Genomic DNA, 19,110 nt, shown 5'->3' with positions numbered 1-19,110 from the left:
GAGGGCTCCGGCGGTCGTTTTCGTCACGAATTCAATGCGTTTGCATTGCGACCGGATAACGATGGGCAACTATTCCGGGTGCTCACGTCGACGCTGCCGAAATCCCTCCCGGGTGACGTAATTCATGCCGTGCAATTCGCGCGAATTACACACCCTTTCGAATCGCTACCGATCGGTAACTTGCGGGTGTGATGAATTTTTCGTCAATGAACATTTCGGCCGTGATTCCGCTGTTACTCTGAGCGTGTTTTCCGGCCCTGGCCAGCGGTCATACGGGGGGCCGAGCAGGGCACTTCGATCACACCAGAACTTCGTCGGGACGCTCCTGAAATGAGGCATCAATGATCGTGAGACAAGCTGCAGTCACGGCAGGGATGGCGGTCGCCGCCATGGGGCTTGCTGCCGGAGTGTCACATGCAGGACCGGTTCCGGCGCCGGCGCCGGCCGTGACGTCCACGGCACCCGGGACGCTTCCGTTCAACGACGTCGCGTCCCGTGAGGAGAACGACAGGGCGTTCGCCCAGTTCGGTGCGCAGGTCGGCATCGCCGTCACGGTCGGAAGCCTGGTCGGAACCATTGCTGGGGCCGGAATCGGCTGTATCGCAACACTTCCCGCTGGCTGTGTCGCCGGACTGGTGACCGGAGCCGGTATCGGCGGGGTTATTGGAACCATCGTCGCCGGCGGCCCGACTCTCGGCGTCAGCGCATATCAGTTGTGGGAGACGTACAACGCCGCTCCGGGGACGTCGATTTACGCGGACAGGGACGAGTAGAGCCCCTCGCATCAGCGCCCGGCCCCGTCGTGTCCTGCACGGCGGGGCCGATTGGTGCGTGCAGGCTGCCGCGAAGAAACCGACCGGTTCCCCGCTTTTTGTAGGAATAACTGCATCCATGACTGGTGCAATTCTTGAAATGTGATCCCGACGACGTTCTGGGCGCAATTTTTCAGAACGTTGCGCGCACTATTTCGCGAGCGCCTTTTCGCGAGGCGAGACTCAATTGGGATCTGTCACAGCCGCAAGTTACTGTCTAGCAACGGATGGGGTTGAAACCTTAAGGGGATGGAATGAAGTTGCGTCGTATCGTTACGACTTCGGCACTTTTGGTGGGCGTGCTCGCGGCCGGGTCCGGGGTGGTGGTCGCGGAACCCGTCGCCGAGCCCGGCACCGAGATCGGATACGAGTCCCACATCGAGGACCGCACGGTCGTGACCACGCTCGACGCAGGCGCCTTTGCGCTGGCATCGGACGGGAAGTCCGTCGCGATCAAGGATGCGGGTGGGGCCACTGTCGTTTCCCTCCCGCTTGCGTACCGACTCGACGGACTGCAGTTTCCGTTCGAGGAAGAGATCACCGAAAACGGAAAGACCCTGCGTCTGACGCCGAGTGTCGACAAGGCCGAGGCGACGCCGATCTCACCCGAGGATCGGATCACGCCCATCGCGCTGCACGACGTGGCGTCGATCGATGAGAACACCAGGGCCCAGTCGGCGTTCCAGCAGCAGCTCGGCATCGCGATGACGGTCGGCAGTCTCGGTGGCACCATTGTGGGTGGAATCCTGGGATTCGCCGTCGGTTGCGTAGTCGGGACACCTGTGGCCGTCTTCGGATGCTTGCCCTTCGGGGTAACGGGAGCGGGGATCGGTGCGCTCCTCGGCACCATCGTCGTGGGCGGCCCGACGCTGGCGATCGCCGGTATCGACCTGATCAACACGCTGAACGCGCCGCCCGGCACCACGAAGTGGGTGAAGTAGCTCCACCCCGCAGTGCCTCGAACCGCCCGCCTCCCTTCGGAGGCGGGCGGTTCGTCCTTGTGCGGCGTCGCGGAAGTGAACCTCGTCACACCGGCGGAGGTGACCTGCCTGGTGAGCCCATGCTTAGGCTAACCTTCGTCCGTCACAGCGCTGCTCTCGAAACGGATCTCGATGAACCTCCGACGGTTTACTGCCACCTCCCTGCTCGTCGTCGCGGCGATGGGTGTCGGGGCGGCCACGTCATACGCTGATCCGGCCGCCGCACCCCAGCCGGGTACGGAACAGGGCATCCCGAACATCAACTACCAGACCGCCCGCGACGGTGACGCCGCTGTGGCCACCCTCGACGCCGGCGCCTTCTCGATCAACGCCGCGAACGACACCGTCGACGTGGTCGACGACGGCGGCCGCGTCGTCGCGTCCATTCCCACGTTCTTCCGGGTCGACGACCTGCAGCATCCCTTCGCCGTTACGGTCGACGAGACCGCTCGCGTCCTGAGACTCGCCCCGAACATGGATCCGTCGGCAGCGACGCCCGTCCCCGTGTCGGAGCGGCTGACCCTCGACGACGTCGCCGCGCCGCAGGACAAGCAGGAACGCGACGACCGCGCACTCGACGACTTCCAGCAGCAGCTCGGGATCACGAGCGCGATCACCGCGATCGTCGCCGCCATCATCGGCGGGGCGATCGGTTGCGCGATCGGTGTCATCCCCGGCACGGCTGCGTTGGTGATCCCATTCCTCGGCCTCGCCGGCCCGGTGGCCGGGTGCATCGGAGGTGCGCTGATCGTCGCGCCCGTCGTCGCGCTTGCCGGCACCATCGTCGTCGGTGGTGGCGCCCTGGTGGTTCTGGGAATCCAGTACTTCAACACCATCAACAGCCCGTTCGTCGCACCGGAACCCACGGCATGAGCGGCCGGTTCGCACGGAACCTGCGGGCCGTCACCGGAGCAGTATTCCTCGTCGTCGCGGCACTCGGAATCTCCGCGGGGACCGCACACACAGCTCCACTGGCGCAGCAGGATTCGTCCGACATCGGCTACGAGGCGCACGCCGAGGGGGAGTCCGTCGTCACGTCGATCGACGCGGGCGCCTTCCGGATCACCGACACCCGGGAAGCGGTCGAGGTGGTCGACGACGGCGGCAAGGTGGTGGCTGCGCTGCCGCTCACGATTCGCGTCGGCGACGCCGTTTATCCGATCGACGCCGACCTCGACGGGCGGACGGTGACGCTCACCCCGCACGTTCCCGCCGACGTCGCGTCGTCCCTGAAATCGGTTGCGCAGGACGGGTTCGACACTCAGGAAGAGCGCGACGATTCGGCTCTCGCCGACTTCAACAGCTACCTCGGTTACGCGACGCTGATCGGCGGCCTGATCTTCGGTGTGATCTTCGGTGCCGTGGGTCTCGCGGTCGGGTGCGGCCTGTTCGCCGTGACCGTGATCGGCACGCCGGTCGGGTGCCTCGGCGGGCTGCTGGCGGGATTCGCCGCCGGCGGGCTGGCGGGAACCATCTTCGTGGGCGGCGCCGCACTGGTGATCCTCGGAATCCAGTACCTCGTCACCATCAACACGCCGTTCGTTCCGCCCGCGCCCGAGCCCACCACCTGATCACTTCCCGCGCGGTCGGTAGCCGTCGAGGAAGGCCGCCACCCCGTCGGTGACGATCGCCGACGGCGCGGTCCGGCCTCCTGCCAGGCGTCGAGCGCGGCCTGCGGGAAGTGGGCAGCCTCCGCGTTGATCTGCCGAACCATGGCGAATTGGTCCGCGAAATCCCGGGTGGGGATCGTGACCCACTCACGGCCGAGTGCGACGAGGTCCGACTCGAGGTCCGACTCGAGGTCGTTCACCTCACCGAGGTGGCGATCGATCATGTCCGTCTGGCTGTCAGCCACCCGCGTCGCGCTGTCCTCGATCACTGCGGAAAACAACTGTTCCTTGCACCACCCTGCGCGACGCGCGAGCGGTCCGGCCCTACGCGGCCCGAGTGCACGACCGACGACAACGGCCCGCCTCCCGAGAGGGAAGCGGGCCGCTGTCGCAGGCGGAGTGCGTTACGAGGTGCGCACGCGCAGACCCGGGTTCTCGGCCAGCACCTCGTTGATCGGCGTGGCGAACAACTCGGGGCTCTCGCCGAGGACGAACGTGACGACGTCCGCGACCTGGCAGATCGGGTACTGCCCGACGTTGGACGCGCTCGAGATTCCGAGTGCCAGCGTGCCGGTCACGATCGTGCCGCCGCTGTCGCCCTGCAGGGCGCACATGCTCGTCGAGAAGCTGTCGGCCAGCGTGCGCTCACCGACCGAGACGGTCTGTGCCACGGACGTGACGACACCGCACGTGAAACCGGTGGTCAGACCCGACTTGCACACCGGGGCGCCGACAATCGGGTCGGCGGTTCCGGTGATGGCGACCGGCGCGGCGCCGGGAACCCGGACGCCGTTGTTCTCGAACCGGCGTGCGGCGCTGTCGTCGGCCCGGATGATCGAGTAGTCGTGGATGTCCAGGCTGGTCTTGGCGAACGTGCCGATCCGCGGACCGGTGCCACCCGGGACCAGAGAGAACGCCTCCGACGCCTCCGAGGTGCCGGCAGCGTCCCGGTTGGGGTCGCAGTGTCCGGCCGTGATGTTCACCGGGCCGCCCGAACTGTCGGTGCCGTTGAAACCGAGCGAGCAGCGCAGCCCGACTCCGCCGCCGAGCGAGCCGTACGCGTCGCCGCCCAGCAGGGCGTCGGCGGGGAGCGGTTCGGCGATGGGGGTGAGGTCGGTGGACGGCAGCGGAGCGGCCGTGGCGGGCGACTGCACGACGCGTGCGCCCTTCAGGAAGTCCGGAAGCTGCAACCCGCCCACGTTGTCGGCGCGGAGCACGAGATCGTTGTTCACGATGTCGATGGCCACACCGCGAACGAGATCCGCGACGGCGGGCGGCTGGGTGTCCAGCCAACCGTCGAGCGACTTCACCTGAGCCTGCAGGCTGCTCTCGCTCTGTGCCACATCCTTCACCTGGAAGCCGGCCTTCTCGGCCGCGGCGACCGCAGCGTCCTTGTCGGCGCCGTCGGCGAGCCCGACGATCGGGGTGCCGGCGTTGTCGAGCCAGGTTCCGGCGAACGCGTCCGGGAACTGGGTTCGGGCGGTCTTCGCGAACTCGGCCAGCTTCTGGCCCAGCTCGGAGTGCTCCAGGTACTGGTCCGGGCTCAGCGACAGATCACGCTGGATCGCGTCGATCAGTTCCGCGGGAAGCTTGCCGGCCTGGCCGGACACTCCGGGCTCGACCGGATCGGCCTGAGCGGAGGCGGCGACCGGGCCGAGGAGCAGCAGCGCGGCGGAGCCGAACACGGCGGCACGACGTGCGATGGAGCTTCGCATGGGGGCCTTTCTATTTTTGTTTGTTCGCAGTCGCCTCGCGGGCGCATACGAATACGACCCCCCCGACAGGTAAGGCCGTACACAGTCGGAGTCGACTATATGGGTTCGCCCCGTCTATTCCCACCTGTAACACTCTCGGTGGACGACGCTGCAGGACAAAGCGGACACAAGGCCGGAACACACCTGTGCCCGGTGTCCGAGCGAACGGACACCGGGCACAGGGTGAAGCGGAGCAGAACTAGTCGGAGATGGTGCGCACGCGCATCCCGGATCCGAGCGTGTCCACGATGTCCGCGACGGGGATGCCGAGGCTGGCGGTGCCACCCTCCGGTGCCAGCACCAGGTTCGCCTCCGTGCAGTTGGGGGCGCCACTGGCGTTGGAACCACTGGTGATGCCCAACGCGAGGGTTCCGGTGACGATGGCGCCGCCGCTGTCACCCGCGAGGGTGCAGGCCGTGCCGGCGAAACCGTTGACCACGCGGCTCGAACCGTCGGCGACGAACAGTTGCGTCTCGACGTGATCGGCTGCCACCACACCACACGTGAACGACGACGTCTGACCCGACTTGCAGATCGGGGCGCCGACGACGGGCCGGGCGGTGCCGGTGATCTCCAGCGTGGTGCCGTTCGCGCCACGAACCGCGGGACGGTCCAGACCGGCCTTGACGCCGGCCTCGTTGAGCTTGATCACCGAATAGTCCAGCTTGTCGGCCGGGTTGCCCACCGACGACTTCGAGAAGGCGCCGATCTGCTGGCTGTCGTCGACGTTCTGGTGATTGGGAAGGAACACCGGCGACGGCTGACCCTCGGCGGGGTTGCAGTGTCCGGCGCTGATGTTCACGGCCTGGCCGCTGTCGTCCACGGCGTTGAAGCCCAGCGAGCAGACGGAGATCTCCGAGATCGGCGTCTTCGGCAGCTCACCCGCGGTGGTGATGTAGGTGTCACCGGCGAGGGGACCGCGCTCCACCGGACCGCCGCCGCCGGGGCTCAGCATGACCTTGACGTTCGCAAGCAGCGTCGGCAGGTTCAGCGCCTGGCCGATGGGGCTGTTGACGACGTCGATGACGACGCGGTTCTCGAGGACGTCGATCGACGCGGAGTTGACCTGGGAAGCCACGTCCTTCGGCAGTCCCGCGATCCAGCCGTTCACGTCGGAGAGGGTCTTCTCCAGGCCGTTCGCGGACACCGGCGCAATGCGGGTGTCGTACCCGGCCTTGGCTGCGGCGTCGGCGGCCTCGTTCGTGGTGACCGCGACGACGGGCTGACCGTCGAGGCCGATCCAGGCCCCGGCGAAGTCGTCGGGATGCTGCTCCCGGAAGTCCTCGGCGTAACTGCCCAGCTCCTGTGCCTTCGCGGCGCGGTCGAGGTACTCCTGCGGGCTGATCTTCAGGTCGCGGGTAATGGCCTCGACGAGTTCGGCCGGCAACTTGTCGGCGCTCAGCTGAGTGGTGTCGGGCTGCGTAACAGGGTCGGCCTGGGCGGCAGTGGAAAACGGAAAGAGAAGAAGCATTGCCGAGGCGCCTACAACAGCGGCGCGGTGCGCCAGCACGTTACGCATGAAATCCCTTCTGCACGGAATCCGTTCACTGAGGATTCCTTCTGGGGTGGGTATCAGCGCCCCACCTTAAGCTACGGACGAGTCAGACGGTCGGGGAGGTGTGACCAGAGCCTCACTCACCTGGGCTTTTGAGAGCAGGCTTTGCGGGCGTGGTCGTGGTGGTGGTCGCGGCCGCGGGTTCCTTCATCGTCGTCGTGGTTGTTGTGGTAGTGGTCGTCTCCGGCGGCGTCGTCGTGGTCGTCGCGGCGGTCGTCGTCGTAGTGGTGGTCTGCGTGACCGTGGTGATCGAGGGAAGCGTGATCACCGGCGTCGTCGTCGAGGGCGGAGGCGGCGGCACGAATACGGATGTCGTCTCCACCGGTGCAGGCGGCGGAGCGACCGGGACGGGGGCCTGAACCTCCGTCGTCACGGCCACCTCCTGCGTGCTCGCCGTCGGCAAGACAACGGATGCGGCCGTCGTGGGTCGTGCGCTGGACGTCGTCACCGACGCGGTCTGGGCGTCCTGGATCGTCGGGACCGCGGTGCTGCCGTTGCCTGTGAGCGCGAACGCGAGCGCCCCACCTGCCACCACCAGTGCGGCCGCGGCGACACCGGCGATGATCAGCGGCCGACGGTTCGTGCGCTTGGCGGGTGGCGTCGGTGTACTCGTGGGAGCGGACGCCTCGGTCTCGGCGGGCGGATATGCGGCAGCGGCCGCAGCCGCGGCCGCGGCTGCGGGCACCGCCGTCACCGCGGAGTACGCGGTGGGCATCGGAGCCTCGACGACCGGAATCGACTCGGTGTCGGCGCTCGTGTCCTCGTCGGTCAGTGCCAGCCCGGCCGCCAGCAGTGCCGCGCCGTGGGCCGGGGACTCCGGCGAGGCGGCGAGCGCCACCGACTCCGGGATGAGTGTCGCCTCGCCCAGGCCCATGTAGTCGAGGGATTCGCGCAGTTTCGTGACGATCTCCGGCGCCCAGTCCGACGGATGGGTCGCGGTGACCTTCACCGTCCCCGACAGTCCGTCCGCGGCCTCCCTGAAGAGGCAGAACATCGCCGTCGCGACGAGGTCCTCGGCGCGGGTCAGCGAGCCCGCGTACTCGATGCCTGCGGGCTCACCGACGCGGGCCAGGAAGTCGCGGACGGCGCCCGTCGATTCCGTGCCGGGGTCGCCGAGCTGAACCGTGCCGTCCGGGGCCGTGAACAGGACGGACGGGTGTTCGATCGTCCTCACGTCGGTTCCGGAAGCGGTCACCACCGCTGTGGAAACCGCATCGCCGACGGTGAGTCCGACTCCGGTGGTCATGAAAGATCCTTACTGGCACAGTTCGAGGGAGTGCGTCATCGCACCATGTGCACAGTGTGTCGCCTGCCGCAGCCGAATGGTTACACGGGGCGCTGCTGCGCCTCCGGCGCCCGTGAGTACTTATTAACCACCCGCGGTTAATAAGTACTCACGGGTCAGGAGTCGGCGGAATACCCGTGGCCCATCGCACGCAGCATCGACAACAGCTCGGACCGCGACCCGGCGCCCAGCCGCCGCCGGATCCGCGCGACGTGGTGCTCGATGGTCTTGGCGGAGATGTAGAGGCGCGACCCGATCTCCCGGTACGTCAGCCCCTGGACGAGCAGTTCGGCCACCTGGGCCTCGCGGTCGGTGAGCGATCCCGGTGTGCTCGGACTCGACACGACCGCGGAGTCGGTGCCGTTGCCCGCGGACGTCGGCTGCCGCAGGGCCCTCGCGACCTGCAGGAGCGTGGTCGCGACCCTCGTGTCGGACGCGCGCAGCGCGGCTTCACCCGCGAGGCGCGCACCGTCCCACGGCAGGCCGATCCGGTCGAGGGTGCGGGCCGCGTCCTCGACGGATGCGGCGTCGATGTCGCCCTGCAGCACACGCAGCCAGGCGCGACCGGCGGTGGCGAGCCCGGACGCGTACGTGCTGACCTTGGCAGCATCGCCGAGTGCGCGGGCGTGGGGCATCAGATCTGCGGGGCATTCGGCGAGGATCGAGGCCTGCACGCCGTACCAGTGCAGCGCCGAACCCCACATCGCCGGCTCGCCGAGCGTCCGCAGCAACGATTGCGCGTCCTCGACGAGGTGAGTGATCCGGGCGGGTTCGCCGACCCGGATCGATGTCAGCCACAGTTCGCCGAGCGGCAGCAGGCTCAGCAGGTCCACCGAGTACTCGGCGAGGACGCCCTGCGCGCCTGCCCAGGCCTGGAGCAGTGCGGCGTTGTCGCCGGTGCGCCGGGCCAGCCCGACCCGCAGGCCGTGGACGAACAGCAGATCGCGTTGCCGCATCGACGCGGCGTCGAGGCCGTCGAGCCGGGACTGCGCCGCGGCGAGGTCGCCGCGGACCATGGATGTCCAGGCGGTGAGCAGCTGATGCCGGTTCGCGGTGACACTGCCGGGCCGTTCGGTTTCCCGTGCCCGGGCGAGGACGGCGTCCGCGTGGGCGAGTTCGCCGCAGTGGAGCGCGGCGAGGGCGGTGATCGCGGCGGGGGAGTCGGGAAGCACCCGTGGCCGGGACGCGCGACCGGGCAGCGACAGCGCACGCGTCAGTGAGTTCAGTGCGGCGTTGGCGGACGCGGTCACCGATTGGACGAGTCCGGTCGCGACGAGTGCGGCTCCGGCGGTGGCGGCGGTGGGGGGTGCGCCCGCGCTGGTGGCGAGGACGGCTTCGGCGTCGTCGAGTCGCCCTGCCACCACCAGGACGGAGGCCGCGAGGGAGGCGTCGGCGCCCGCCCGGTCGGCGCCGAGCCAGGCGTACAGTTCGGCGCTGCGATCGATCATGCCGCAGAACGCGGCGCCGGCGGCCGAAATCCTGACCGCCGCAGCGAGTTCCGCATCGCCGACGGTGCCGGACCGTTCGAGGACCGAATCGGCCAGGCCGACCGCGGTGTCGAGGTCGCCGTTCAGGGCGCTGGCCTCGGCGTATGCGACGACGGCACTGTCGCCGAGCCTGCCGACCCGGCAGGCTTCGGAATACAACGCGACGGCGGTGGCCGGTTCGGCGAGTTCGGCCTGGGCGCAGAGAAATTGGCTCAGATCGTCGCTCGGTGTGCCGGTCGCGGCGACCGCGCGGGCGACGGGAAGCGTGAGCGTTCCGCCGTCGACGTGATGGGTGAGCAGGCGGCGAGCGAGCGTGGTCAGCTTGTTTTCGCCGAGCGTTGTCGTGAGATGCGTGTGGTCCGCCAGAACCAGCGCGTCCCGTTCGTCGACCCAGCCGTCTGCGCGGAGCGCGTCGACAGCGGCGCGGGCACGGTCAGGTTCGACGTCGAGTACTCGGGCGACCACGGTCTCGTCGAGGTCGCTGCCGAGCAGAACCAGTGCGAGAGCGGACAGTTGCGGGCCGTCGAGCTCCGCGAGTTCCGTGGGAGGAAGCGGTGAGGGCAGCGTGGACACCGGCGCCCTATCCGCCGTTGCCGAGGACGCCGGGCACCAGGCCGGTGACTCCGCCGACGACGCCGCCGACCGTGTCGCCCACTCCGTTGACGGTGTCACCCACCGCGCCGGCGCCGCCGACGATGGTGTTGGCGATCGCGGCGCCGCCGTCGGTCTGGGGAACGCTCGGGGCCGGAGCGGGGGCAGGTGCGGGCGCGGGAGCCGGGGCAGGTGCGGGTGCGGGTACCTCGGCCGCGGGTGCCGGTGCGGTGCCGGGCGCTGCAGCGACCGGTGCGGCCACGGCCGGCGCCACGGTGCCGGGTGGGACGGTGCCGGGTGCCGCGACCGGGGTCGCGACGCCGGCCGCGGTGCCGGGGACACCGGTCGCGGCGGCGATGCCCGCCGCCTCGGTGCCGGGAGCGGCGGCGCCCGTCGCGGCGGCCTCGGCAGGAACACCGGACGTGGACGCCGCGCCCGCCGACGTGCCCGACGACTGCGAGGTGGTGGAACCAGAGCTGGACGACGACGGTGCGCTGTCGAGGGCCGTGCCGAGCGACAGCCCACCCGCGGCGAGCAGGGCGATGGCTGCGGCGGAGGCGGTGATGATCCCGGCCTTCTTCTTCCGCGACATTCCGGTGGCGGCGGGCTCGCCGAGGGTCGGTGCGGGGGTGCGGGCGGCGAGGACGACGGTCTCGGCGTCCGGCTCGACGGTCGGGGCGGCGACGGGCGCTGCAGGTGCCGCGGTGGGCACGACGACCGGCATCCGCGCGACGGTCGGGGCGGCGGCGCGTCCCGCGTCCTTGTCGGCGGCGAGTAGGGCGGCGCCCAGGGCCGCGGTATGGCCCGGACGTTCGGCTGCGACGACGGGAACACGCAGTTCCGCCGACAGGAGTTCGGCGACCAGCGGGATCGCGGCGCTTCCGCCGGTGAGCACCACCTGGGTGACGTCGCTGGATTCGAGACCGGCGGCGTGGATGCTCTCGCGCACCAGCGTCACCGATTCCTGCAGGGACGCGCGGATCAGGTCTTCGAGTTCCGAGCGCACCAGCCGCACGTCGGTGGAGATGCCGGGCAGTTCGATGCCGATGGTGGCTTCGGTGTCGGAGGACAACGCCTCCTTCGCCGCGGTGCAGCGGGTCCGCAACCGGGTGAGGGCGGCGACGGTGTCGGGGGCGAACGGGTCGATGTCGCCGAACTCCTCGGCGACGTTGCCGAGGACGTACTGCATGGTGGCGTGGTCGAAGTGGGCGCCACCGAAGTCCTCGGACCGTACCGGCTTGCCGAGGACGCCGGTCTCCGTGCCGTGTGCGTCCGAACGGAAGAGGGTGATGTCGAGCGAGGTGCCGCCGAGGTCGTAGATGACGGTCAACGCGTCGCCGAGAGTGCCGCGGGTCCGTTCGAGCCACGTCATCACCGCCTGCGCCTCCGACACCAGGGTCGCGTCCGTGACGCCGGCCTGCTCGAGCGCGTCGGCGAGGACACCGACGGTGTACGGCGGCCAGACGGTCGGGTGGGCGACGACGGTGGTCGGGAGGCCGTGGCGGCCCGACGCGGCCTCGTGCACGATGCAGCTCACGGCGGTGGCCACCAGGTCTTCACCGGAGTAGGTCGAGCCGTCGTCGGTGAGGATCCCGACCGGGTCGCCCACGCGGTTCGCGAAGTCGGACACCGTCACCGCATCGGGTTCGCTCGCGTCGTCGCCGAGGACCGGAGCGCGATCGGGGGAGAGGTGGAGAACACTGGCGCGGGACAGGACGGTGAGGTCGGCGGCATCCGTCACGCTCGCCCCGTCCGTGTCGACGGCGGCCACCGTATTGACCGATCCGACACCGATGCCGAGCGCTGCAGCCATCTTCCACTCCTGTGGTCCGGGCGGGCGTCACGCCGCCTGCGTCAGGCGGACGGTGCCGCCGTCGTATGTGACGGCCGAAGCCGTCGTGGTCACTCGAATTGTCGCGTGGAGCGGCCGTTTCGTTACGCCGACTCCGCTGGTCGACGGCAGTTACGGGGCCGATCCCCTAATGGCCCCCTATCCCCTAACGGGGAGGCCCCGACCCCCGATGGGAGATCCCCGATACCGGGGTCCCCGAGTAGGGGGCGCCGCCCCGTTGGGAAGGGGGCCGCCGATCCATAACGTGTATTTCACTCGCCGTCACAGCAGTTGTGGTGGCCACCCGAACTCCCCGAACCTCGACTACAGGAGAGCTGCCATGGCTACCAACGCCGTCCTCGACTTCATCCTCGGCCTTCTTCGCGACGAGCAGGCTGCGGCTGCCTACTGCGCCAACCCGACCGAGGCGCTGTGCGCCGCCGGCCTGCAGGGTGTGAGCCACGCGGACATCGTGTCCGTTGCTCCGCTGGTCGCGGAGTCGGGACTGTTCGCAGGCGGCGGGGCCGACCTGGCCGCGATCGTCAACGCCGGTGCCGACGTCGCCGGTGACGTGGCGGGCGGTGTCGGCGCAGGTGTCGGTGGCGGCCTGGGCGGCGGCCTCGGTCTCGGCGGCGGCCTCGGCGGTGCGGTCGGTATCGGTGCCGGCGCAGGCCTCGGTCTCGGTGCCGGCCTGGGCGGCGACTTCGACTTCGCGGCGGAACTGGCTGCCGGCCTGAGTGCCGCACTCGGTGCCGCGCTGGAGATCGGCGGCGAGATCGGTGCGGAGCTCGGTGCCGCGCTGGGTGCGGCCCTCGACGCAGCACTCTCCCTCACCGGTGGCCTCGACCTCGGTAGTGCCCTCGACCTCGGCGCAACGATCAGCGGGGCCCTCGGAGGCGCCCTCGGGTTGGGCGCCGACCTGACGGCGCAGCTCGCCACCACCCTCACCGCGGCGATCACGGCCCTGCCGGTGGTCGACGTGGCCGGTGGTCTCACCGGGATCCTCGCCCCCGCACTGTCGATCGGCGGCGACCTGGGCGCCGAGCTGGGTGCGGCTCTCGGTGCCGCCCTCGGAAGCGTCGTCGACCTCGGTGGCAGCCTGGACGGTGACATCCTCGCCGGACTCGGTGGCGGCCTCGACCTCGGTGCTGTGCTCGGAACGACCCTCGGCGGCGTGCTCGGTGTCGACGCCGGTCTCGGCGGCGCGCTGGGCGGTGCGCTCGACGCGGCGATCGGCGCAGGCGGCGGACTGGGCGCCACCCTCGAAGGCCTGCTCGGCGGTGAACTGCTCGGTGACGTCGCCGGCTCGCTCGGCGGAGTTCTCGGCACCGACCTCGGCGCGGTCCTCGGTGGCGCTCTCGGTGGTGTCCTCGGTGCGGGCGGCGACCTGAGCGCAGACCTCGGTGGCGCACTCGGCGCGACGCTCGGTTCGATCGCGGACCTGGGCGGCGGACTGGACCTCGACGCGATCCTCGGCGCGGGCGGCAGCCTCGGCGGTGCGCTGAGCGGACTGCTCGGCGGTGAACTCGGAGTCGGCGGCGACCTCACCGCCGGTCTGGGTACCGCGCTGGACGCCGTTCTCGGTGCCGGTGGCGGACTCGACCTCGGCGCCGTTCTCGGTGCCGACGGCGACCTCGGCGGTGCGCTGAGCGGCATCCTCGGTGGCGTCCTCGGCGCGGGCGGTGACGTCAGCGGCGATCTCGGTGGAGCCCTGGGCGGTCTGCTCGGCGGCGCCCTCGATTTGGACGGCGGCCTCGGTGGCGCCCTGTCCGGCGCACTCGACAGCGGACTGGGACTGGACGCCGCGCTCGGCACGGTCCTCGGCGGCGCCCTCGGTCTGGACGGTGGCCTGGCCGCCGAACTGGGCAGCACCCTCGACGCCGTGCTCGGCGCGGGCGGAGTGACGGACATCGACCTGGGTGGTCTGCTGGACGGCGGACTGGACCTCGGGCTGGGCGCCGACCTCGGTCTCGGCGGGGAACTGACGTCGGAGCTGACGACGGCGCTGAGCGGGGCCCTCGGGCTGGGCGGCGAGGCAGGCGCGAACCTGGGCACGGTCCTGGGTGGCGCTCTGGAGAGCGGCCTCGGGCTGGGCGGTGTCCTCGACACCGGTGCCGACCTGGGAACCACCATCAGCGGCGCGCTCGGCGGAGTGCTCGGAGTCGACGGTGACGCCACCGCCGGTCTGGGTGCGGCCCTCGACGCGGTGCTCGGCGCGGACGGCGGAGTCGACCTCGGCGGCGTGACCGACCTGGGCGGCCTACTCGGCGGTGCGTTCGGTGTCGGTGGCGGCGCGGGCGCCGACCTCGGCGCGGCGCTCGGCGGAGTGCTCGGCGGTGCGCTGGAGACCGGCGGCGCCCTCGACCTCGACAGCGTTCTCGGCGCGGAGGGCAGCATCGGCAGCACGCTGGGCACCGCTTTCGGCGGCGTCCTCGGAGCCGACGGCGATCTCAGCGCGACCCTCGGTTCCGCACTGGAGACGGCTCTGGAGGCCGGTGGCGGACTCGATCTGGACTCCGCTCTGGACGCCGACCTCGGACTCGGCGCCGCAGCAGGCGTGGGCGGCGCGCTGGACGGTGCGCTCGACGCGGGCGCCGATCTCGCGGGTGGCCTGACGGGCGGCATCGACGGCGCGCTCGGTGGACTGCTCGACGTGGGCAGTGACGTCACGGGCAACGTGGGCGGCGCGGTCGGCGGCGGCGTCGCGGGCGGCGCGGACGCCGCGGCAGGCATCGGTGCCGGTGTCGCGGCGGGTGTCGGTGCGGTTGCCGACGCCGGAGCGGACCTGGGCGGCAGCCTCGGAACCAACCTGGTCGGCGGATTGGACACGGCCGGTGGCCTGGGCGCCGGTCTGACCAGCGGTCTCACCGGTGGTCTCGGTGGAATCTTCGAAACCGGTGCGGGCCTCGGCTCCGCACTGACCGGCAGCGTCGGCGGTGCCGTCGACGCGGTGGGCGAGGCAGGCGCCTCGGTCGGCGCGGTCGCCGACGCCGGTGCGAACGTGGACGCGAACCTCGGCGGCGCCCTGGACACGGCGGCCGATCTGGGTGGCACGGTCGGTGGTGCGCTGGACACGGCCGCGAATGTCGGCGGAAGCCTCGGCGGCACCGTGGATGCCGCGGCCGGAGTCGGCGGTGACGTGGCCGGTGGAATCGAAGGCGGCCTGGACAGCGCGGTCGACGCCACTGCCGGTCTGACCGGTGGCCTCGATGCCACCACCGACGCGGTCACCGGCCTCGGCGCCGGATTGTCCGGCGGCGTGGGTGGCCTCGGATCGCTCGGCACCTCGGTCGGAGGCGCCCTCGACGGTGCGGTCGGCGGAGCGGTCGACGGTGGAGCCGCAGTGGGCGGTGCCGTCGTCGGCGGAGCGTCCGCCGGCGGTTCGGTCGACGGTGGAGCGTCGGCAGGCGGTTCCGCCGACACGGACGCGACCACGGACGGTTCCGCCGACCTCGGTGCGGTCGGCGGGGTCGTGGCCGACACCACCGGGTCGATCGCAGGCGGACTGGGGTCCACCCTGGGCGGTGCCGTCGACACCGGCGCCGACACCTGGTCGTCGATCGACGCCGACAACGCGTTCGGCGCCGACTCGGGCCTGCACGCCGACACCGACGGCTCGCTGTTCGGTGACACCGACACCTCGGTGGCCACCACGCACGACGTCACGGACGTGGTCGATCACCTAGAGCCGTGATGAGACGGCGGTTCCGGCATCCCCCAGACGGGGCGGCCGGAACCGCCGTACGATGTAACGAAATCAGCCCCGGACGCGTTATGCGTGCGGGGCTGTTTCACACAGTCGGGTGTCGGTGCACTGAACGTGGTGTCCGCACAGAGGTCGGAAGAATTGCGGGTCAACGAAGCTCATGGACAGTGCAGCCGCCGAGAAGAGTCCAGCCGGGTCCCAGTCGATGACGGCGTTGCTCGAGCAGGCCCTGGACGTGGCGAAGAGGTTCGGTCGCGGCGATCTGGCGCAGCGCCTCGACTCGGCCCGGACCCGGGTGCAGGACCCGCGGATGCGGATCGTGGTGGTCGGACCGCTCAAGCAGGGCAAGAGCCAGTTCGTGAACTCCCTCCTCAACCTCACCGTGTGCTCGGTGGGCGACGACGAGACCACCGCGATCCCCACCGTCGTCCAGAACGCCGAGACCGCGTCGGCGGAACTGCTCCTCGCCGATCCGGGTGCCGACCCGATCCGGGTTCCTCTTCCGCTCGACGAGCTGAACGGCATCACGCCGGCCTCGCCCCGCGCCGGGGGCCGGGAGGTGCTGCGGGTGGAGGTCAACGTCCCGAGCCCGCTGCTCGCCGACGGTCTGGTCCTGGTCGACACGCCCGGCGTGGGCGGTGCCGGCAACCCGCACGCCGCGAGCACACTCGGGCTGATCCCGGCGTCGGACGCCGTGTTCGTTCTGTCCGACGCCAGCCAGGAATTCACCGAACCGGAGCTCGGCTTCATCCGCCAGGTCACGAGCCTGTGCCCGTCGGTGGCGTGCCTGATCAGCAAGACCGACCTGTACCCGCACTGGCGCGAGATCGTCGAAGCCGACCGCGGGCACCTCGCGCGGGCCGGTCTCGACGTTCCCCTGATCCCGATCTCCTCGGTGCTGCGTTCGCACGCGCTGCGACTGCAGGACGAGGAACTCAACACCGAATCCGGTTTCGTCGACCTGTACGCGTTCCTGCGCGAGCGGGTGGTGGCGCGGGCGGAGGCGAACACGCGGCGGGCCGTGTCGCTGGACGTGTCCTCCGCGGCCGAGCATCTCACCCTGGGGATCGGCAGTGAGCTTGCCGCCCTGCGTGATCCGGCGAAGGGCGTGGCCGCGGTCGCCGAACTGCAGAAGGCGAAGGCCGCCGCCGAGGAGCTGCACAAGAAGACGTCGCTGTGGCAGCAGACGCTGGGCGACGGTATCGCCGACCTGGCCGCGGACATCGATCACGACCTCCGGGACCGGTTGCGCCGCGTCACCCGGGAAGCCGAGGAGACCGTCGACGAGGGCGACCCCGGCAAGGACTGGGACGCGCTCGGTCAGTGGCTCGAGCAGGAATTCGCCACCGCGATCGGCGACAACTTCGTGTGGGCCCACGACCGTGCGCTGTGGCTGGCCGAGGTGGTGGCGCAGCACTTCGCCGAGACGGGTGCCGTCGAACTGCCGCACCTGGACGTCGCGAACGTCGACGGTGTCCTCGAACCGGTGGCCTCGCTCGCGGACCTCGAGGCCGGACGCATCGGCATCACGCAGAAGGTTCTCGTCGGGATGCGCGGGTCGTACGGCGGCGTCCTCATGTTCGGTCTGATCACCACCATGATGGGGATGGCCCTGGTCAATCCGATCTCGATCGGCGCCGGAGTCCTCCTCGGCACGAAGGCGTACCGGGAAGACAAGGAGAGCCGGATCCTGAAGCGGCGGGCGGAGGCGAAGGCCGCTATCCGCCGGTTCGCCGACGACGCCAGCTTCCAGGTGGGCAAGGAGTCGAAGGATCGGCTCCGGTCGATCCAGCGCTTGCTGCGCGATCATTTCAGCGCGATCGCCGAGCAGGCGTTGCGGTCGATCAACGACTCGCTGCGAGGCGCACAGGAGGCGGCGAATCTCGAGTCCACCGAACGGACCCGCCGGATCGCGCAGCTCGAGAAGGATCTGCACGTCGCATCCGAATTGAAACAGCAAGCCGCGCAACTCGTCGCAGGCGACGCGGGAGCGGTCACGGCATGACGGCCGCTCCGCTTCACGAAGCCCGGGCACTCATCGCGTCCGCCCGGCAGCTGTACGCGGGCAGACCCGAGATCCGGGATCAGCTGACCGAATGCGCCCGGCGACTGGAACAACCGCTGCGGGTGGCTCTGGCCGGTTCGCTGAAGGCAGGCAAGTCCACTCTGCTCAATTCCCTGGTGGGACAGGACATCGCGCCCACCGACGCGACCGAGTGCACCCGCGTCGTCACCTGGTACCGCAGCGGGTCGACGCCCACCGTGACGGCGTGGTACCAGCCGGACAACGGTAGCGGCGCTCAGCGTTCCGCCAACGTCCCGGTGCTGCGCCGGGACGGACATCTCACGTTCGACCTCGGCCACCTCACCGCCGACCAGGTGGACCGTCTCGACGTGGAGTGGCCGTCGTCCGCCCTGGCTCACACGACGATCATCGACACCCCGGGTACGTCCTCGCTGTCGCGGGACGTCTCGGCCCGCACCCTCGAGATGCTCACCCCCGACAACGAGGCGTCCGGCGCCGACGCCGTGGTCTACCTGCTGCGCACGCTCAACGCGACCGACGTCCAGTTCCTGGGTCAGATCGGCGACCACGTGGGCGACGAATCGGGACCGCTCGGTGTGGTCGGTGTCGTGTCGCGGGCCGACGAGGTGGGGGCGGGACGCCTGGACGCCATGATGTCCGCGAAGGAAGTGGCGTCCCGGTTCGCGGGCGAACTCGAGCGCACCGGGCTGTGCCAGGCCGTGGTCCCCGTCGCGGGTCTGCTGGCGCTCGGTGCCCGCACGATGCGTCAGGCCGAGTTCACCGCGTTCCAGCATCTGGCCGAGGTCCCGGTGGACGACCTGAACCTGGCGATGCTGTCGGCCGACCGGTTCGCGCGTGAGGACAGTCCGCTTCCCGTGGACGCCAAAATGCGCGCTCAGCTGGCAGACCGCTTCGGTCTCTTCGGGATCCGGATGGCCGTCACTTTGATCCGGTTGGGCACCAAGGACTCGCCCACGCTGGCCGCCGAACTGGTGGAACGCAGCGGCCTCGACGAATTGCGTCAGGTGATCGACATCCAGTTCGGGCAGCGGGCCGACCAGTTGAAGACCCATTCGGCGCTCGTGGCACTCAAGCGGGTGCTCACGGCGCATCCGGTGCCGTGTGCGGGCGAGATCCTGATGTCGGCCGAACGGCTGCTCTCCGATGTGCACGGTTTCCAGGAACTGCGGCTGCTCGGGCGGCTGCGGTCCACCGAGGTGGGGTTGCCCGCCGACGACGTGGCCGAGTTGCAACGCCTGATCGGCGGATTCGGGATCCAGATCGCCGAACGACTGGGCACCGACGGCGACGACTCCGTGGAGTTGCAGCGGATGCGGGCACTTGCCGCGGTGCGGAAGTGGCGCGAACGGGCACGCCACCCGTTGCTCGACCAGTTCACCGCGCGGGCCTGCACCGTCGCCGCCCGCAGCGCGGAAGGTGTTCTGGAGGAACTGAACACCGTCCGACTGTAGT

12 protein-coding genes are annotated in these 19,110 nt (G+C 70.2%); 7 read left to right on the top strand and 5 right to left on the bottom strand.

Translation table 11 applies throughout. From position 1 onward, the window contains the following. Positions 1-341 precede the first annotated feature (341 nt). From ACNJ7E_RS07680 to ACNJ7E_RS07665, 4 genes are all read left to right on the top strand, one after another. Positions 342-773 carry a hypothetical protein gene (locus ACNJ7E_RS07680; RefSeq protein ID WP_418339511.1) on the top strand — a complete coding sequence of 144 codons (432 nt, stop codon included), beginning with the start codon at positions 342-344 and terminating at the stop codon, positions 771-773. 293 nt (positions 774-1,066) lie between these two features. Continuing rightward, positions 1,067-1,753: a DUF8020 domain-containing protein gene (locus ACNJ7E_RS07675; protein WP_418339510.1), complete on the top strand. Its 687-nt coding sequence runs from the start codon at positions 1,067-1,069 to the stop codon at positions 1,751-1,753. A 171-nt stretch (positions 1,754-1,924) separates the two neighbouring features. Then, positions 1,925-2,665: a DUF8020 domain-containing protein gene (locus ACNJ7E_RS07670; protein ID WP_283333485.1), complete on the top strand. Its 741-nt coding sequence runs from the start codon at positions 1,925-1,927 to the stop codon at positions 2,663-2,665. Then, positions 2,662-3,363, top strand: a complete 702-nt coding sequence (locus tag ACNJ7E_RS07665) for a DUF8020 domain-containing protein (RefSeq protein WP_418339509.1) — start codon at positions 2,662-2,664, stop codon at positions 3,361-3,363. The genes ACNJ7E_RS07670 and ACNJ7E_RS07665 overlap by 4 nt, the downstream gene beginning before the upstream one ends. A gap of 443 nt (positions 3,364-3,806) precedes the next feature. Here ACNJ7E_RS07665 and ACNJ7E_RS07660 read toward each other — a convergent pair whose 3' ends face one another. The 5 genes from ACNJ7E_RS07660 to ACNJ7E_RS07640 form a co-directional block, all read right to left on the bottom strand. Further along, the gene (locus ACNJ7E_RS07660) at positions 3,807-5,117 is read right to left on the bottom strand and encodes a S1 family peptidase (RefSeq protein ID WP_283333487.1); all 1,311 of its coding nucleotides are present in this window, start codon (positions 5,115-5,117) and stop codon (positions 3,807-3,809) included. Positions 5,118-5,355: 238 nt separating this feature from the next. Continuing rightward, positions 5,356-6,675: a S1 family peptidase gene (locus tag ACNJ7E_RS07655; RefSeq protein WP_283333488.1), complete on the bottom strand. Its 1,320-nt coding sequence runs from the start codon at positions 6,673-6,675 to the stop codon at positions 5,356-5,358. A gap of 112 nt (positions 6,676-6,787) precedes the next feature. Next, entirely contained in the window at positions 6,788-7,957 is a 1,170-nt protein-coding gene (locus ACNJ7E_RS07650; protein ID WP_418339508.1) for a hypothetical protein, read from the bottom strand. A 155-nt stretch (positions 7,958-8,112) separates the two neighbouring features. Then, positions 8,113-10,056 carry a LuxR C-terminal-related transcriptional regulator gene (locus ACNJ7E_RS07645; RefSeq protein ID WP_418339507.1) on the bottom strand — a complete coding sequence of 648 codons (1,944 nt, stop codon included), beginning with the start codon at positions 10,054-10,056 and terminating at the stop codon, positions 8,113-8,115. A 7-nt stretch (positions 10,057-10,063) separates the two neighbouring features. Beyond that, on the bottom strand, positions 10,064-11,887 hold the full coding sequence (locus tag ACNJ7E_RS07640) for an Hsp70 family protein (RefSeq protein WP_418339506.1): 1,824 nt from the start codon (positions 11,885-11,887) through the stop codon (positions 10,064-10,066). Positions 11,888-12,245: 358 nt separating this feature from the next. Here ACNJ7E_RS07640 and ACNJ7E_RS07635 point away from each other — a divergent pair, with 358 nt between their 5' ends. From ACNJ7E_RS07635 to ACNJ7E_RS07625, 3 genes are all read left to right on the top strand, one after another. Further along, entirely contained in the window at positions 12,246-15,599 is a 3,354-nt protein-coding gene (locus tag ACNJ7E_RS07635; RefSeq protein ID WP_418339505.1) for an IniB N-terminal domain-containing protein, read from the top strand. Between the two features lie 172 nt (positions 15,600-15,771). Then, positions 15,772-17,616 carry a dynamin family protein gene (locus tag ACNJ7E_RS07630; protein ID WP_283351797.1) on the top strand — a complete coding sequence of 615 codons (1,845 nt, stop codon included), beginning with the start codon at positions 15,772-15,774 and terminating at the stop codon, positions 17,614-17,616. Then, entirely contained in the window at positions 17,613-19,109 is a 1,497-nt protein-coding gene (locus ACNJ7E_RS07625; RefSeq protein ID WP_418339504.1) for a dynamin family protein, read from the top strand. Before ACNJ7E_RS07630 ends, ACNJ7E_RS07625 begins: the two co-directional genes overlap by 4 nt. Position 19,110 lies beyond the last annotated feature (1 nt).

The sequence above is a fragment of the Rhodococcus mengyinensis genome, from assembly GCF_048381435.1.
GTDB classification, from domain to species: Bacteria; Actinomycetota; Actinomycetes; order Mycobacteriales; family Mycobacteriaceae; genus Rhodococcus_F; species Rhodococcus_F opacus_D.
Note: the sequence above shows the minus strand (reverse complement) of the source record. Positions and strands in the feature narration are given on the sequence as shown.

Bases quoted from the DNA above. Each gene is read 5' to 3' on its own strand.
- ACNJ7E_RS07680 (WP_418339511.1), top strand. From the start codon at position 342: ATGATCGTGAGACAAGCTGCAGTCACGGCAGGGATGGCGGTCGCCGCC.
- ACNJ7E_RS07675 (WP_418339510.1), top strand. From the start codon at position 1,067: ATGAAGTTGCGTCGTATCGTTACGACTTCGGCACTTTTGGTGGGCGTG.
- ACNJ7E_RS07670 (WP_283333485.1), top strand. From the start codon at position 1,925: ATGAACCTCCGACGGTTTACTGCCACCTCCCTGCTCGTCGTCGCGGCG.
- ACNJ7E_RS07665 (WP_418339509.1), top strand. From the start codon at position 2,662: ATGAGCGGCCGGTTCGCACGGAACCTGCGGGCCGTCACCGGAGCAGTA.
- ACNJ7E_RS07660 (WP_283333487.1), bottom strand. From the start codon at position 5,117: ATGCGAAGCTCCATCGCACGTCGTGCCGCCGTGTTCGGCTCCGCCGCG.
- ACNJ7E_RS07655 (WP_283333488.1), bottom strand. From the start codon at position 6,675: ATGCGTAACGTGCTGGCGCACCGCGCCGCTGTTGTAGGCGCCTCGGCA.
- ACNJ7E_RS07650 (WP_418339508.1), bottom strand. From the start codon at position 7,957: ATGACCACCGGAGTCGGACTCACCGTCGGCGATGCGGTTTCCACAGCG.
- ACNJ7E_RS07640 (WP_418339506.1), bottom strand. From the start codon at position 11,887: ATGGCTGCAGCGCTCGGCATCGGTGTCGGATCGGTCAATACGGTGGCC.
- ACNJ7E_RS07635 (WP_418339505.1), top strand. From the start codon at position 12,246: ATGGCTACCAACGCCGTCCTCGACTTCATCCTCGGCCTTCTTCGCGAC.
- ACNJ7E_RS07630 (WP_283351797.1), top strand. From the start codon at position 15,772: ATGGACAGTGCAGCCGCCGAGAAGAGTCCAGCCGGGTCCCAGTCGATG.
- ACNJ7E_RS07625 (WP_418339504.1), top strand. From the start codon at position 17,613: ATGACGGCCGCTCCGCTTCACGAAGCCCGGGCACTCATCGCGTCCGCC.